Here is a 16,850-nt window from a genome sequence, read left to right on the forward strand (position 1 = left end):
TTGTTAGTTATCTTCGTATAGAATTCGCCAATAACTTAACTTATCAATAGTTAAAATTAAGCCACGAACATGTAGCTGCTTCTTATTCCTTTCTAAAATGATACCAAACAAATGAATGATAAAACGATAGTAACCCACAACGGTAATTTTCATGCTGATGATGTTTTCAGTGTTGCATCCCTTAAAAATATTTTTTCTTCTTTTAATCTTATACGAACGCGTGATTTAGCCGTAATTAGTAAAGCAGATATTGTGATTGATGTGGGTGGTGAATATAACCCTGACACAAATCGTTTTGACCACCATCAACGTGGCGGAGCAGGTGAACGTGAAAATGGCATACCATATTCTTCATTTGGACTAATTTGGCAAAAGTATGGTTTAGAAATATGCCAAGGTAACCAAGAAATTGCCGACTCAGTTGATGCTGGACTTGTATCTACTATTGACGCTATAGATTGTGGACATGTTGAAGGCGTATCTAAAGGTATTAGTCTCAGCCAAACTATTTCAATGTTTAATCCAACTTGGCAAGAAGATAGTCATTTTGATGACTGTTTTAATGAAGCCGTTGATTTTGCATCACGGGTTTTAACACGTTTTATCGCATCTGCAAGTGGTGGCATTAATGCAAAAGAAATTGTCGCTCATGCTATTGAAAATGCAGCAGATCCAAGAGTTATTGTTTTAGAAAAATATACACCATGGAAAAGAACTGTGCACGCACTTTCTGATACAGCACTATATATGGTTTACCCTTCTGAAACTGGCCAATGGCGAATTCAAACCGTACCGGCTGAACTTGGATCATTTGAAGATAGAAAACCTTTGCCCACAGCATGGGCCGGTTTATCAGATGCAGAACTTCAGGCAGTCACCGGCATTGATGACGCTATGTTTTGCCATAATGGCTTGTTCATCGCAGGTACAAAGTCTTTTGAAGGCACTATGAAAATGGCAGCAATGGCGCTACAAGAAGCACCATAATCATTTTGATTGTGACTGTAACAATAAACTTTTAATTTCTGCTAGTTCTTGCTCAAGTTTTTCAATTTGAGCTCGACTTGCAGGCTCACCACCGTCGCCTGTTTCACCATGCAGTTCTGCTCGGTGATTTTCATGCTCTTGACTCATTACTTCAAGCACAGTACCAACCATCATATTTAAGAAGATAAAAGCAGTTAAAAAGATAAAAGTTAAATAGTAGATCCAACTAAAAGGATAAACGATCATTGTTTCATACATGACGTCAGTCCAATCTTCAAAGGTAGCAATCCGGAATAAAGTCAACATAGAAATAGAAACATCCCCCCATAATGTTTCATTAATTTGATGGAAGTACATACTTCCCACTGCAGCATAAATATAAAATATAACAAACATTAATAAAGCAATATAACCCATACGAGGAATTGCTTTAAGTAGCGAATTAATAAGTAACCTTAACTCTGGCACCATAGAAACTAAACGTAAGACCCTAAAAACTCTTAACAACCTAGCTAGTAATACTCCCGAACCGCCCAAAGGAACTAAGCTGCCAATGACGATAAAAGTGTCAAATATATTCCAACCACTACGAAAAAATTGTTTTTTGTTTTGATGCGCAAAAAAACGAATGGTTATTTCAATAACAAAAAAGATAGTAATACATAAATCTAATAACGTGAGTACAGCTATCGCACTCGCGGATAAATTATGAGTTTTTGCACCAATTAATAACGCTGATAACAAAATTACAGCAATAACCACACCCTGGAATAATTTACTTGAATCAATTATTTTTAAGCGTCGCTGAGCTCGAAAAACAAAATTGTCCATATTATCCATTTACTCCTACAGCTTGATCACTTACATAAGGGTTAGTTTTTCGCTCTTGCCCAAAAGTCCCCATGGGGCCATGACCAGGAATAAATCGCACATCATCTCCTAATAGAAAAATATTATTTCTAATAGAATTTATTAAAGTAGCTTTATCTCCTCGAGGAAAATCTGTTCTACCAATAGAGCCCTGAAACAATACATCACCTACTTGCGCTAATTTAGATTCTCGATGAAAAAAAACAACATGCCCTGGTGTATGCCCAGGACAGAAATATACGTCCAAAATGATGTTACCAAAACTCACTTTATCACCTTGTTCTAAAAATCGGTTAGGGGTGAAAGATTCTGCATATGAAAAACCAAAATGTTGCTTTTGCTCTTCAATCAAGTCAATCCAAAACTGATCTTCTTTATGCGGCCCTTCAATTTCAACACCATAGTGAGTGGCTAATGCATGAGTTGCGCCGGCATGATCAATATGAGCATGAGTTAATAATACTTTATTTAAGGTTAATTGATGTTCATCAATGGCATCAATAACTTTATCAATGTCTCCCCCAGGATCGACAACAGCGGCCTGCTTTGTTTCATCACACCAAAATAGGGTACAATTTTGTTGAAAAGGTGTTACGGGAATGATTTGATACTGAAGCATGTTTGTTGGATCTCAACACTAATTCTAAATTTTGCAAATGATAGCATAAATTATTTTGTTGGAAAGTAGCATTAATCGTCTACAAGGATGATTATCCCTTCCCCTTAGCGCTCATACTAGGTAAGCTCACAAACTAATATATGTATTACTAAAAACAATTTATATTCTATGTCGACTTCTAACACTTCTCGTGATTCATTCCATTCTCGTATTGGCTTTGTATTAGCTGCTGCTGGCTCTGCCATCGGATTAGGCAATATATGGGGATTTCCTACTCAAGCAGCTAATAATGGTGGTGGTGCATTTTTATTTGTTTACCTCATTGTGACCTTATTATTAGCCTTACCAGCACTATACGCCGAAGTATATATTGGTAACCAAGCACAAAAAAACCCAGTTAGTGCCCTTGCTGAAGCTTGCGGTAAGCGTTTTAATAAACTAGGTAAAAACGCCGGTATTATTGGCTTAGTTGGTGCAATGATGATGCTTAGTTTTTATAGCATTGTTGCCGGCTGGATGCTTGCCCATGCCTTAAGCGCCTTATTTGAATTAGTCGGCTTCTCTGATTTATCTGCATGGTTATCAACGTCCAGCACATTGCGTAATATATTATTCACACCGGTTTTTATTTTATTAGGAGCTGCAATAATTCATCAGGGTGTTCATGCCGGTATAGAAAGATGGTCAAGCCGTTTAATGCCTTTATTGCTCGTGATGCTAATTGGCCTTATTGTTTATATTCTACAACAAGACGGTGCTGCAGAAGGTGTTGCTTTATACCTAATACCTGATTTTTCACAAGTTACTGATCCTAAATTAATTATATCAGCCATGGGGCAAGCATTTTTCTCATTGTCAATTGGCGTAGGCGGTATGATGGTTTATGGCTCTTATATGAAAAAAGGTGAGAATATTGGCAAGTTAGTTATCTCTATTGCCGCACTTGATACTTTTATCGCTTTTTTAGCGGGATTACTTATTATTCCGGCCTTATTCGTTGCTCAACATGTAGGGCAAGATGTTTTTAACAATGGTCACTTAATTGGCGAAGGTCAGCTTATATTTCAAATTTTACCTTCGTTGTTCTCTTCCATGGGTACTACAGGCTTAATTGTCGCGTTTAGTTTCTTTATTTTATTATCCATTGCTGCACTGACCTCTACTATTTCAACAACAGAAGTACCTGTGTCTTATTTAGTTGAAGATAAAAACTTCAATCGTAATCATGCTACTTGGATAGTTTCTGGTGCTGTATTAATTGCTAGCATGACATTGGTCGCATTTTTTGACGTGCTATTCGGTTTGGTTGTGCAAGCATTAACAACCATTTTACAACCATTAATGTCACTGTTTTATTTCATTGTCATCGGTTGGATTTGGAATAGAGGTAATAAAATCACTGATATTGCTGTGTTGAACAATAATATCAATTTAAAACTATTCGGTTTTTACTTACGCTATATTTGCCCTATTCTACTATTAGTTGTTTTTGTTAATGTTGCATTTTAATACAAAAAACACACATTAGAGTAAACAGTTATAGCTATTTTATATTAAGAAAGTAGTAACAGTAGTAAGCGCTAACTTTTTTCGATCAGGTTGTTTTCTGAATCTTGCAATTCAACCTGTTCAATTTTTTCAAATCGATTGGTAATTTTATCTGCTGAGGTGTGAATTTGTCTAACATCTACAGCAGCCTGATCAATATGTTTTGCTAAATTAGCAAACCGACCTTTAAAACGGTCAAAATCTTTGGCTAAATCAGATAAATGCGCTTGAATAATATGAACCTGCTTTCGTGTTGCTTCATCTTTTAATACTGACCGTGCTGTGGTGAGTATTGCCATTAGTGTTGTAGGAGAAGCTAACCATACGCGCTTTTTATTAGCGTAATCAACTAAATCACTTTGATGCCCATGAATTTCAGCAAAAATGGCTTCTGCTGGAATAAACATGATTGCACCGTCGGCGGTTTCTTTATCAATTAAATATTTATCACTAATATCGTTAATATGCTTTTTAATATCAACTTTAAATTGTCGTTGCGCTGTTTTACGATCTGACTCTGCTAATTCAAAGTCCATCATTTTGCGATAACTTTCTAGTGGAAACTTAGCATCTACGACTACGTTTCCTGTAGGCTCGGGTAAAAACAACACGCAATCGGCAATTTTACCATTTGATAAAGTGTGTTGAAGTTTAAAACTTTGCTCGGGTAGCACGTTACGAATTAAACCACTTAATTGTACTTCCCCAAAGGCTCCTCTAGAGCGCTTATCATTCAACACTTCTTGCAAGCTAACAACATTCGTTGATAATTCGGTAATTTTCTTCTGCGCATCATCAATCAATGCTAGTCGTTGTAAAATATCACTAAAGGTTTTAGTTGTTTTTTCAAAACCTTCTGCAAGTCGCTTTTCTACTTGACCACTAATTTCTTGCAAACGTTTATCTGTCGCATTAGTTAACACATCAATACGTTTAGTCATTTGTTCACTACTTTGTATTAATGATTTACTCAACTCTTCTCTGTTCGCCTGCGTCGTTTTATTTAAATGACTAATTAACTGATCTAATGTTTGATTTTGATTTTGACTTAACGTTTGATTAAGTTGATCTTTTTGACTTCCTAACTCTCTTAGTAACTTCAAGCGAAGATCAGCCATCTGTTGGTCAAAAGCGCTAGACAACTGTAATTGTTGTTTGTCGAAAAGTTGTATAAGCGCACTGTTTTGTGAAGATGAAGCTAATTCAAGCATGGCACTTATTTGGGAAATTTGATGATTTTGTTTTAAATTTTGTCTAAAAACAAACAGTAACGATAAAAGCAAAACAATAAGTGTGAGATAAATAGCAAGCTCTGCAATTTCTGCTTGTTGCAAGAATAATAACATTAAAAACCTTTAACACTGTAAGTATAAACAGTTATTTAAACATAAGTTTTACTTAGCTGCTAGTTATTTATATTGATCCTTTTTGGTATATCTTAAGTATTGAATAAAGCACTCAGAATGTAGTAACTAAAGTAGTAATGAAAATAGTAAACAAGTTATTACACATCGCTATAATAAAGCATAAACGCTAATAGCACTTTTGCATCAATTAATGATAAAATATCGGAATTATTATTAAGCAGTAAAGTAACGACGAATACAACTCAAGTTACTAATTGATCCTATTACCTTTTGTAGAGAAAAACATGAAAACCCATTTCGACGAATTATTAGATTTCCCAACAGTATTAAATTTTAAAGTAATGGGTGTTGCCTGTGACGAACTACCCGATTTAATTATTGCAGAATTACAGAAACATACTCCGGGTGATTATACGACTAGAATAACCCCTAGTTCTAAAGGTAATTACCACGCAGTTTCACTTCCTGTAAGAGTTACGAGTAAAGAGCATATTGAAAAAATTTACGAAACTTTAAATGCAATAGAACAAGTGCGTTACGTTTTATAAAAGTACAAAGTACTTTAACTTTCTGTGAGATTTGTCGTGTCCGACTCTGCCGTAACAGTAAACAAAAATAACTTAATTGTTCGACAATTAAATACTATGGATTACAGTAAAGTTTGGCATGCTATGCAAAATTTTACTGATAATCGTGATGACCAAACAAGTGATGAACTTTGGCTGGTCGAGCATCCCCCTGTTTTCACACAAGGACAGGCAGGAAAAGCAGAACATTTGCTAATGCCTGGCGATATCGAAGTTGTCAAAGTTGACCGAGGTGGCCAAGTGACTTACCACGGCCCAGGACAGCAAGTTATTTATTTTATGATAAATTTACGCCGTAGAAAAATAGGCGTTAGACAATTAGTCACGCTAATTGAGAACGGGATCGTTGCTTCACTTAACGACTTTGATATAAAAGCTTATCCAAAGCCTGACGCACCTGGTGTTTACGTAAACGATAAAAAAATTGCTTCTCTTGGATTAAGGGTCAGAAAAGGTTGCTCTTTTCATGGCTTAGCACTCAATGTGAATATGGACCTATCACCTTTTTTACGTATAAACCCATGCGGTTATGCTGGCCTTGAAATGATTCAAACATCTGACATTCAGGGTCCACAAAACATGACTGATGCTTGTGACGCATTAGTTAAACATTTAATCACTCTGTTAGAAACCGACGAAGTGAGTTACCAAACAGGATTACCGAGCAATTATGAGCAACAACATGCCAACTAGCGACAGCAAAATAATAGAAGTTAACACTGCGGTAAAAAAATCATCAAGAATGGCACCGGGTACAAAGCTACGTGATGCTGATAAGTTAGCGCATATCCCTATTCAAGTTGTTAGTTCAACTAAAGAAACCATGCTGCGTAAGCCGAGTTGGTTACGTATTAAGTTACCACGTTCAAGTGAACGTATTGATAGCATTAAAGCTAATTTACGTAAAAACAATCTTCATTCAGTCTGTGAAGAAGCCTCGTGCCCTAACTTGTCGGAATGTTTTAACCACGGCACAGCAACCTTCATGATTTTAGGTGATATTTGCACACGTCGTTGTCCATTTTGCGATGTTGGTCATGGCCGTCCATTAGCGCCTAATAGTGATGAACCTAAAAAGCTAGCGAATAGCCTTAAAGATATGGGCTTAAAATATGTCGTTATCACATCCGTTGATAGAGATGACTTACGTGATGGTGGTGCACAACAATTCGCTGATTGTGTGAAAGAAATCGGTGAGCAAGCACCAGAGACTAAAGTTGAAATATTAGTACCTGACTTTCGCGGCAGAATGGACAAAGCGCTTGAAATTTTAAATCAACACCCTCCTCATGTATTTAACCATAACATGGAAAATGTGCCACGCCTTTATACTAAAGTTCGCCCTGGTGCTAACTACCAATGGTCTTTAGACTTACTAAAACGCTTTGGTGAAGCTAATCCTACTGTTCCGACTAAGTCAGGCTTAATGGTCGGTTTAGGTGAAAGCAACGACGAAATTTTAGCAGTTATGCAAGATTTGCGTGATCACGGTGTAACCATGTTAACCATTGGGCAATATCTACAACCAAGTAAAGACCATTTAGCCGTTGAACGCTATGTGCATCCTGATGATTTCGCGATGTTTGAACGTGAAGCGAAAAAAATGGGTTTTGTTCATGCTGCATGTGGCCCACTTGTTCGCTCTTCATATCATGCTGATAAACAAGCAGCCGGTGAAGAAGTTAAATAAATATCAATTAACTTAAACGTTTTTACTTTATAGCACCATAACGAGAATACTATGTCAGTCTACTATACGCTGTGCTTTCTTGCAGCGGCAGCGATGCTCATAGCCTTTATCAATAGTAAAATTGGTAAAATGCAAACGACTATCGCTATTACGGCAGGATCAATGATTCTGTCTTTGTTGATTCTATTTTTTGGCCAAAATGAATGGTTCAATCTAAAGCAAGTAGCAACTGAAACAATGACAAGTATCAACTTTGAAGATTTTTTACTTAAAGGGATACTCGGATTTCTATTGTTTGCTGGCGGATTAGGCATTAAGTTGCCTAACCTTAAAGATCAAAAGTGGGAAATTACCGTATTAGCGTTAGCTGCAACACTTTTTTCTACCTTTTTCATTGGCTTTTCCCTCTATGCTATTTGCCAATTAATCGGCATTAATTTAGATTTGGTGTACTGTCTATTATTTGGTTCACTAATTTCACCTACTGACCCTATTGCGGTTTTGGCTATTGTTAAAAAGTTAGATGCCCCTAAACGTATTTCCACCCAAATTGAAGGTGAGTCACTCTTTAATGATGGTTTTGGGCTAGTCATTTTTGTCACCCTATTTACCATAGCTTTTGGGCAAGAAACACCTACATTAGGCAGTGTTTCTCTATTGTTTGCTCAAGAAGCGCTTGGTGGCATTGTTTACGGATTTTTATTAGGTCTACTTTTTCATTATTTAATCAGCGCGACTAATGATCATTCTATGGAATTGTTATTAACGATTGGCATTCCTACGGCAGGCTATGTATTTGCCGATATTATTCATGTATCAGGACCGTTAGCAATGGTTGTGTCGGGAATTATGATAGGAAACTGGACACGATTTGTTGGCTTTTCAAAAGAAAGTGAGGAGCATCTGGATCATTTCTGGGAACTAGTAGATGAGTTTTTAAACGGTGTACTATTCTTATTAATTGGTCTGTCTATGCTGCTGTTTAAATTTCATGCCGAAGATTGGATCTTAATGACTATTGCTATTCCTTTAGTGCTACTCGCACGCTACCTTAGCATTTTCACTTCTTATATTGGTTTTAAATGTTACCGTAGCTATAACCCTTGGTCAGTAAGAATACTCACTTGGGGTGGATTAAGAGGTGGTTTAGCATTAGCTATGGCACTTTCTATTCCTCCGGGTGTATTAGTCATTCCTGATAAACAAATAGATGTCAGAGAACTTATTATGGTGATGACTTACTCTGTTGTTGTATTTTCGATTCTTATTCAAGGTTCAACCATTACTGCCTTGATTGATAGAGCAAAGAAAGCTGAGAAAGAATAAAACACGAAGATGCAGATAGCACATAGAAAGAACTTTACTTTAAAAATATCTTTGTTGATAACGCAGCACATATTTAAACAGAGGCTTTTAGATAAAACTAGCGCTGAGCCTAGTATAGAACAGTATAAAACTTAGCGGCGTGCTGATAAGCAAACGATTAACGAAAAAGTAAATGAATATTACTAACGGTAGCGACTACTTAATATATCGCTACCGTCTTTCACACTTCTCATTATGTAAACAGTAAAACTCTCAAATAAAACATCAACTAGAAAACGGTTTTTTTAGTGTTGTAAAAACATAAACTTCGCTACAAAAAATGCTGTTAGCGCCCATACCCCACCCGATATTTCATTAGACTTACCTGCCCTTAGTTTAAGCACTGTATAAGTAACCTGAGATCTGGATAAGGTGCGGCATTTTAAGCACTCATAATGGACTGTTCCCTATCCGATAACTTAATACACGGCTTTTGTCTTTTTAAACAATAAGCAACTATTCCTGAAATTACATTAAGCATAAAACCTGTTTCACTACGATGGCGGCTGTGCTCTATTTGAGATATGTTTTTAAGTTGATCATTCACTGTCTCTATTATGTATCTCTTTGATAGCATTGCCCGATCAAAGGCTGATATTACTTTAGCTTTCATATTTTTTCGCACGGTCGTCACTAAGTCAATATCTGATTCCTTTAATGTCTGGCTCAAGTTTTTTCCAATGTATCCCTTATCTGCATATAGCTTACCAGTAAGATTTTTACATAAGTCAGGTATTGGAGTTCGGTCATTTGTATTGCCCGGCGTAATATTCAAAGCAAGGATTTCACCTTTATGATTAATCAATAGATGAAGCTTAAAGCCGAAAAACCAGCCCATTGTTCCTTTTCCTCGCTTAGCCGTATCTGCAAATACACGGTTACGTGGAATACGGATATTGTGACATACCTTTAGGCTTGTAGAATCTACAAATGCAATTCCTGTTGGCTCACCTTTCACCGTTTGAAAGTAAGCACACATTGGTACAATAAGATCTGACATTGTATTGATGAAACGAGTGTAGCTGAGCAGCTCTGGGAAATCATCAGTCCAGTATCGTTGGACTAAACCAATATAGAAGTTTTTGAAATCTCTATGATTTGACTGATGAAATGCAATCATAATGCTCATTCGCTCGCTGGTAGACATTTTCGAACTACGTCTACGCTTGCGAGTACCGTCTGATAGCAATTGTGCTTCCCATTTAGGTGAAAATTGATGACAAAAATCATCGACATCACAAAATATTTCCACTAAATTATCCATCTGCCCACCTTATTTGCTTTCAAATCGTTTCTTGGTCGAAAGATCTGATCGCTAGGTGGGTATTTAGTTCAATTTTTTATCTTCTTATCCAGAATTGAGGTTAAGTAATAAAACCAAAGGCAATACCGTTTGAAATAGAGCAGGTAAACGCCATCATCACTGTTGTACACACGGCTGGTGCATTTTCTGTTAAGTTATCCCAATATAGACCTCTTAAAGAGCTCATCATCAACATAGCGACATAGATAAGTGCACCATCAACAATTGACGTGGTTTAATTGATTCGACTACCCCAGTTAAGGAATAATGAACTTAACCGGAGAATGAAAATGACAACACGTAAAAAATATTCCAAGGAATTTAAACTTGATGCTATCTCTTTAGTCAGAGATCAAAACATTAGTATTTCTGAAGCTAGCAGGAATCTAGGGATTGGAAATCAAATGCTCGGCCGCTGGATCAAAGAAGCTGAAAATGAAGATGGTCAAGCTTTTCGAGGTAATGGAAAACTGACACCCGATCAAGAAGAAAATCGTCAATTAAAAGCGCAAGTCAAACGCCTAGAAATGGAGCGCGATATATTAAAAAAAGCGACGGTCTTCTTTGCAAAAGAAACGAAGTAAAATATTCGTTTATTACCCATCATAAGAAGATCTGGTCAGTGGTATTAATGTGCCGCGTATTGGGCGTGAAAACTAATAATTATTATAGTTATCAGAAACGTAATACAAGTAAAAAAAATAATGCAACACATCAAGAAATGATTGAGTTAATAAAGGATATTGCCAAATTCAGTGACAATACTTATGGCGAAAGGCGTATTAAAGCGGTACTGAATGCTTTGAGTTTTCCTATCAGTCGATGGAAAGTAGCCAAATTAATGAAAGAGGCAAATGTTTGGGTTCGCTATAAAAAGAAATATAAAGTCACTACTAATAGTGATCATAATAAGCCACTTTATAAAAATGAACTTGAACAAAACTTTACCACAGAGCAAGCAAATCAAGCATTTGTCGGTGATATTACTTACATTTGGACAGCAGAAGGTTGGCTCTATTTAGCCGTTGTTATTGACTTGTACTCTCGTAAAGTTGTTGGTTGGAGCATGGGTCGAGAATGAAAGCTCAACTTGTCTGTGATGCACTAACAATGGCTATTTGGCAAAGAAGCCCTGAGAAAGGACTTATTGTTCATTCCGATCAAGGTGTTCAATACGCAAGCCACCAGTATAGACAATTACTCAATAACAATGGCTTTATTGGTAGTATGAGTAAGAAGGGTTGCTGTTGGGATAATGCCGTTGCCGAAAGCTTCTTTGGCAGCCTAAAGCAAGAGCGTGTCCACTGGAAAAATTATGAAACACGCTATGAAGCTCAACAAGATATAATGAATTACATAACCATGTGGTACAACAGTAACCGACTACACTCTTACTTAGGGTATCAAAGCCCTAATGATTTTGAATTGAAAATTAATGAGTTAGAAAAAGTAGCTTAACTAGGGTGTCTGAATTTACTTGACCAGGTCAGGGATATATCTATTGATAATATTACGCTAACGAAAAATCCTTCTTATTACTTGAATTCAAGAGAACAAAGTCTTTAGCTTTCATTCTTTATTATAATGCCACGAAATATTGTAGTGATAAACTTATTCCCCATTCCCACAAAAAACCAAAGGGTAAGAGTATTGCTGCTATTACCCTTTTTAGTCGATATTAATGTTAGCCCGAGTCACATTATCCTACCCCTATTTATATTAAACATACGTAAGCTGAGACATTTAAACAGTAAACTTACAGCCTAAATGTCGATTAGAAGTGAATATATTTAGTGTTGTAAAAACATAAACTTCGCTACAAACAATGCTGTTAGCGCCCATACCCCACCCGATATTTCATTAGACTTACCTGCGCCTAGTTTAAGCACTGTATAAGTAATAAAACCAAAGGCGATACCGTTTGAAATAGAGAAGGTAAATGCCATCATCACTGTTGTACACACGGCAGGAGCATATTCTGTTAAGTCATCCCAATCTAGACCTCTTAAAGAGCTCATCATCAACATAGCGACATAGATAAGTGCACCATCGACAGCAAATCCAGGTAGCATTTGTGCAAGTGGTAAGAAAAACATGCCGGCAAAAAATAACAAACCAATGGTTACTGCGGTAAGTCCTGTACGACCACCAACAGAAACGCCTGCAGCCGATTCAACATAAGAAGTAACAGGCGAACAACCAAACGCAGTACCAATAACTGATGAGATAGAATCAGCCTTTAAGGATTTATTCAATCCTTGGATTTTACCGTTTTCATCTTGTAAATTTGCACGTTCAGCAACCCCCATAAGAGTTCCTGCAGTATCAAAAATATTAACAAATAAGAAGGTAACAATCACAGGGATTAAGGCAACTTGAAAAGCGCCAGCAATATCAGCTTTCCACAAAATAGGTTCAAGTGCAGCAAAATCAGGTACAGCCAATAAGCCTTTATAACTCATAAACCCTGAAGCAGGTGCAAATGACTTAGCGGCTTCAGCAACAACAAAAAAGTCTGTAGGTAATACCCAAGTCATAATAAATGCTACCAATGTAGTCACGGCAATACCAATTAATACAGCACCAAAAACGTTACGATAACTAAGAACAGAAATAAGTAAAAAACTAAGAAAACCTAAAGCAGGTGCTTCGGGACCAAAAGCACCAAAGCCAAAATGAGTTAAATCAGCAATAGCCACAATATTATCAGGATCAGCAACAACAAGGCCGGTAAAACGTAAACCAATAAAACCAAGAAAGAGCCCAACACCAGCTGTCATCGCCAGCCGTAAACTCATCGGGATACTCTCTAGCATCCATTCTCTAAGCCGAGTAACACTCATTAACACAAAGAGTACACCTGAAAGGAACACTGCTCCTAATGCAATTTCCCAGCTATATCCCATACTGCCAACAACAGTAAAGGTAAAAAATGCATTTAATCCCATACCTGGTGCAAGGCCTACTGGCCAATTTGCGTACATGCCCATTAAAATCGTTGCTATAGCAGCGCCAAGACATGTTGCTAAAAATAAACCATCAAAGGGCATGCCCGATTTAGACATAATTATTGGGTTTAAAAACATAATATAAGACATAGTTACGAAGGTAGTAAAACCGGCCATAACTTCTATTTTAACTGTAGTTTTATGGGAAGATAATTTAAACCACCGTTCTAAAAACCCAACACTTTTTACTTGTTTTTCATTAGTGTTACTAACTTTTTCCATAACTACAGTTCTCTTATTTATTTGTAAATAATATTTTATTTTTAAAGTGTGATTTTTTGCTGTAGGGATAATTATAAAAGAATAAGTTTAGTTTAGGGTCATTATATTAATGAGTCTGAGTGTAACTATCTTCTTAGTAACCGAATTAAAAATCAATAACTTATAAATACTTGTTAAAATTCCACAGAGTAAAACAGCACAAATTACATTAAATAATCAAACCTGATACGGCAATGAATACTTATTCATAACTTTTTATGCCTTATGTAACGTTTGCTGATGAAGTATTTACTTGTGAGGGTAATAATCGACATTATTCGACACACTACCATTTTTTATGCCACTAAGTAACTATAACAAAATCACAAAATCTGACACACATGTCAATATTTTTATCTTGTTTAATAGATGAGAATTATTGACCTATTGAGTGAAATAAAATCATTTATAAACATTTATACACGTGATAACTTATCGAATACTATCCGGTGCTCGCAAATTAAAAACTATGCTGTAAACGATATAAGTAAGTAAGTAAGTAATCAACGTATAGTGCCTTAAAAAATAATTAAAGGAAAAATATGCCTCCATCATTAAAAGCTTTAGTCAGTGTAATATTACTCGCTGCTCAATTAGTACTTTGTCAAGAAAGCTCAGCTAAGTCATTACCCAAAATAGACCACACTAACGAAAAATGGTTTAATGACTTCAAAAGTAAAGCAACAGATAAGCAGCTTTATCAGTTTTTATATAATATGCCTAAAGGTGCTGATTTACATCAACATTCTAGTGGTAGTAACTTTCCTAGCTGGTGGTACGAAATCGCGACGAATAGCGAACTTAATGGCGGTTATAGTTATTATACCAAAGTGGCATTAAATTTATGTAATGGCTATGGTCAGAATGCATTTGGCTTTAGCTCTCCTATGTTAACCTTTGTTAATATAAGTGCTCATACTTATCATCAGCTAAATGCATGTGAACAAAAAAATTATAAAGCACTGTCATCTTTAACAACTACCGAGAAAGAAGCGTGGCAGCAAAGTTTATGGTTAGATAAAGATTTTGAAGGACGTGATGAGTTTTTCCAAGCTCACTGGCAACGCTTAAATGAACTAACCAGTAACCCATATATAGCCGCTGAATTATTTGTTCGCAATATGAAATCGTTTTCTGCCGAAGGCGTTATCTATCTTGAAAGTCAATTCAATGTATCTGCCTTTATGACGCCTGACGGTAAGCCACAAACACAAGAAAAAGCCTTAATAATTCTTAAACAACGATTGGCTCAAAAAGATGCAATGGAAACAGGTGTAACAGTAAAATTGATCTATCAACTTTTACGATTTTCACCTATTGCAGAACAACAACTAACCGATATTTATAAGTTTGTTGATAAACATAGAGACATTTATGTTGGCATTAACATGGTCGGCAGAGAAGATAATGGAAAAGGCCACCCACTAAGGTTTTTATCGACTTTACGCGAATTAAGACAACAATATCCAGCCATTGCATTAACCATTCATGCAGGCGAAATTGATGAACCAAATTTCCATATTAGAGATACCTTACTATTGGGCGCAGATAGAATTGGCCATGGTGTTAATTTATTAGGTGATCCACAAACGCTACTGTTAATGCGTCATAACCATTACTTAATTGAAATTAATTTGATTAGTAATTTATTATTAGAATACATTGACGATTTTAAAAATCATCCCTTCCCTGAGTACTTGCGCACTGGAATACCTGTTGCTTTATCAACAGATGATAGAGGGATGTTTCATTCAAACTTAACTGATGAATTTTTTGTTGCAGTTAAATCATTTAATTTATCTTGGCAAGAAGTTCTAAAGTTGAGTAAAAACTCGCTTGAATATAGTTTTTTGAACATTGAAGACAAGCAAATGGTTAGTGATAAGTTTGACCAGAATATAAAATCATTTGAGCAAAGCTTTAAAAATAATGGTGTTGATAGCTTAACTAAGTCAGCAGTTTTAAATGAATTTATTCGTCGTCAATACCCACAGCTAAACCAGTCTATCAATTAGGATATTTTTTATGTACAAAAAATTGCACTACAATAAGTTAATTGTTAGCTTATGCTTTACATTGCTTTCATTTACGACTGTACAAGCCAAACAACCATATTCACAGGTAGTGGCTGATGCAAAATTAATTGAAGTATCTGATACCATTGTTCTTAAAAAAGGTGAAGCATCACAAAAAATAACAACTGAGACTGAATATAATAGCGAAGAAGAAAAGTCAGCTATATTATTATCTAAACTAGGTTGTCTCCCCCAAAAAGAGGTTAATCAATTACAACAAAGCACTGCATTAGAAAATTGTGCTGCTCTTAAGCCGTTAACAATTGATTACCCAACAGTACCTACGTCACTGACATCATTATTGAATCAGCTATTAGATGAAAATATAGTTGAAGGCTACAATATTAAAGCCCAAACAATGGCGTCATCAAGTGAATCTGGTGACAATGTTATCCTTTATGGTCATAGCTCTTTGGTACATGCAAAGCAACTCATTAGCCTATTAACAATTAACAACGTTGACTTCACTTGGCAATTAATCGCAAAAAGTTCAGCCTTCAATATTCGTGAAAATTGGCAAGATACTAAAACCGAGGAAAAAACATCAAGCATTAGAACAGCCCAAGAGTATGATCTTCGATTCAACTTCGCTAATCAGACTGAACAAAATACTTTTATGCCGTTAATTAATCGATTTGCAAAAAAAGATAATGAAGGTCAAACGGGTTTAATTATTGATGCCTGGTGGCAACCGTTTTATCGCACTTTTCATCCACAAGATTCTTTTGTTGCGGTAAAAAGAATATCGCTACAGGCCGATGGTTTCATCGCCTCAACACTTGTATTAATACCTAATCTAAATAGCGTACTTAAGAAAATTAATAACACCTTATCTCAAACAAACATGAACCTATCGCTTTCAAGCGAAGATGTTTGGGTAAACCCTGCCTTTTATCGCTACCTCAATGGCGACTATAAATAAGACCTCCTTTTTATAAGTTAACGGTTATCAACATAGTTGCACCAGTTATAAGTTGGTGCAATTGCTCCAATCTAGTGCTGTATAAATTTCCTTCAATAATTAATGAAATAAACAAAAATTCAGAACTAAAATAAAATCCAATAAAAACATAATCTTAAATAAAAATAAAAAACTGACACTTAAGTCAACTACTTGGCATTAATTCTGCTTTATTAGTTCATATAATAATAAAAAATAAATACTGCTAA

Annotated in this window: 14 protein-coding genes and 1 pseudogene; 9 read left to right on the forward strand and 6 right to left on the reverse strand. The window is 35.9% G+C overall.

The window, feature by feature from the left end; translation table 11 throughout:
* Positions 1-111 precede the first annotated feature (111 nt).
* The gene (locus GQS55_RS14990; RefSeq protein ID WP_159821262.1) at positions 112-987 is read left to right on the forward strand and encodes an MYG1 family protein; all 876 of its coding nucleotides are present in this window, start codon (positions 112-114) and stop codon (positions 985-987) included.
* Here the strand turns inward: GQS55_RS14990 and GQS55_RS14995 are convergent, their stop codons facing one another.
* A complete protein-coding gene (locus tag GQS55_RS14995) occupies positions 988-1,818 on the reverse strand; it encodes an ion transporter (protein WP_159821263.1) in 831 nt (276 codons plus the stop codon).
* A gap of 1 nt (position 1,819) precedes the next feature.
* Positions 1,820-2,476 (reverse strand): MBL fold metallo-hydrolase, encoded by a 657-nt coding sequence (locus tag GQS55_RS15000; RefSeq protein WP_159821264.1) that lies wholly within the window; start codon positions 2,474-2,476, stop codon positions 1,820-1,822.
* 168 nt (positions 2,477-2,644) lie between these two features.
* Here GQS55_RS15000 and GQS55_RS15005 point away from each other — a divergent pair, with 168 nt between their 5' ends.
* Positions 2,645-3,985, forward strand: coding sequence for a sodium-dependent transporter (locus GQS55_RS15005; RefSeq protein ID WP_159821265.1), 1,341 nt, complete (start codon positions 2,645-2,647; stop codon positions 3,983-3,985).
* Positions 3,986-4,056: 71 nt separating this feature from the next.
* Here the strand turns inward: GQS55_RS15005 and GQS55_RS15010 are convergent, their stop codons facing one another.
* Entirely contained in the window at positions 4,057-5,370 is a 1,314-nt protein-coding gene (locus GQS55_RS15010; protein WP_159821266.1) for a DNA recombination protein RmuC, read from the reverse strand.
* A gap of 305 nt (positions 5,371-5,675) precedes the next feature.
* Between GQS55_RS15010 and ybeD the strand changes: the two genes are divergently transcribed.
* From ybeD to GQS55_RS15030, 4 genes are all read left to right on the forward strand, one after another.
* A complete protein-coding gene (ybeD, locus tag GQS55_RS15015) occupies positions 5,676-5,939 on the forward strand; it encodes a DUF493 family protein YbeD (protein ID WP_159821267.1) in 264 nt (87 codons plus the stop codon).
* A 96-nt stretch (positions 5,940-6,035) separates the two neighbouring features.
* Complete coding sequence (gene lipB, locus GQS55_RS15020) at positions 6,036-6,671, forward strand: lipoyl(octanoyl) transferase LipB (protein ID WP_236559866.1); 636 nt, start codon at positions 6,036-6,038, stop codon at positions 6,669-6,671.
* Positions 6,672-6,720: 49 nt separating this feature from the next.
* Positions 6,721-7,668: a lipoyl synthase gene (lipA, locus tag GQS55_RS15025; RefSeq protein ID WP_159822889.1), complete on the forward strand. Its 948-nt coding sequence runs from the start codon at positions 6,721-6,723 to the stop codon at positions 7,666-7,668.
* Positions 7,669-7,719: 51 nt separating this feature from the next.
* The gene (locus GQS55_RS15030; RefSeq protein ID WP_159821269.1) at positions 7,720-8,994 is read left to right on the forward strand and encodes a cation:proton antiporter; all 1,275 of its coding nucleotides are present in this window, start codon (positions 7,720-7,722) and stop codon (positions 8,992-8,994) included.
* A gap of 421 nt (positions 8,995-9,415) precedes the next feature.
* Here the strand turns inward: GQS55_RS15030 and GQS55_RS15035 are convergent, their stop codons facing one another.
* Entirely contained in the window at positions 9,416-10,297 is an 882-nt protein-coding gene (locus tag GQS55_RS15035) for an IS982 family transposase (RefSeq protein WP_159818812.1), read from the reverse strand.
* Between the two features lie 100 nt (positions 10,298-10,397).
* Positions 10,398-10,526 (reverse strand): hypothetical protein, encoded by a 129-nt coding sequence (locus tag GQS55_RS20185; protein ID WP_268892407.1) that lies wholly within the window; start codon positions 10,524-10,526, stop codon positions 10,398-10,400.
* Positions 10,527-10,626: 100 nt separating this feature from the next.
* On the opposite strand from GQS55_RS20185, the pseudogene GQS55_RS15045 reads away from it, so the two are divergent.
* Positions 10,627-11,794: pseudogene (locus GQS55_RS15045) on the forward strand (IS3 family transposase).
* A 332-nt stretch (positions 11,795-12,126) separates the two neighbouring features.
* Here GQS55_RS15045 and GQS55_RS15050 read toward each other — a convergent pair.
* Positions 12,127-13,566, reverse strand: a complete 1,440-nt coding sequence (locus GQS55_RS15050; RefSeq protein ID WP_159821270.1) for an NCS2 family permease — start codon at positions 13,564-13,566, stop codon at positions 12,127-12,129.
* Positions 13,567-14,147: 581 nt separating this feature from the next.
* Between GQS55_RS15050 and GQS55_RS15055 the strand changes: the two genes are divergently transcribed.
* Both GQS55_RS15055 and GQS55_RS15060 read left to right on the forward strand, forming a co-directional pair.
* Positions 14,148-15,620: an adenosine deaminase family protein gene (locus GQS55_RS15055; RefSeq protein ID WP_159821271.1), complete on the forward strand. Its 1,473-nt coding sequence runs from the start codon at positions 14,148-14,150 to the stop codon at positions 15,618-15,620.
* 10 nt (positions 15,621-15,630) lie between these two features.
* A complete protein-coding gene (locus tag GQS55_RS15060; RefSeq protein ID WP_159821272.1) occupies positions 15,631-16,602 on the forward strand; it encodes a hypothetical protein in 972 nt (323 codons plus the stop codon).
* The last annotated feature ends 248 nt before the right edge of the window (positions 16,603-16,850 follow it).

Origin of the sequence: Colwellia sp. 20A7 (genome assembly GCF_009832865.1) — a bacterium.
In the GTDB taxonomy this organism is placed as follows: Bacteria; Pseudomonadota; Gammaproteobacteria; order Enterobacterales; family Alteromonadaceae; genus Colwellia.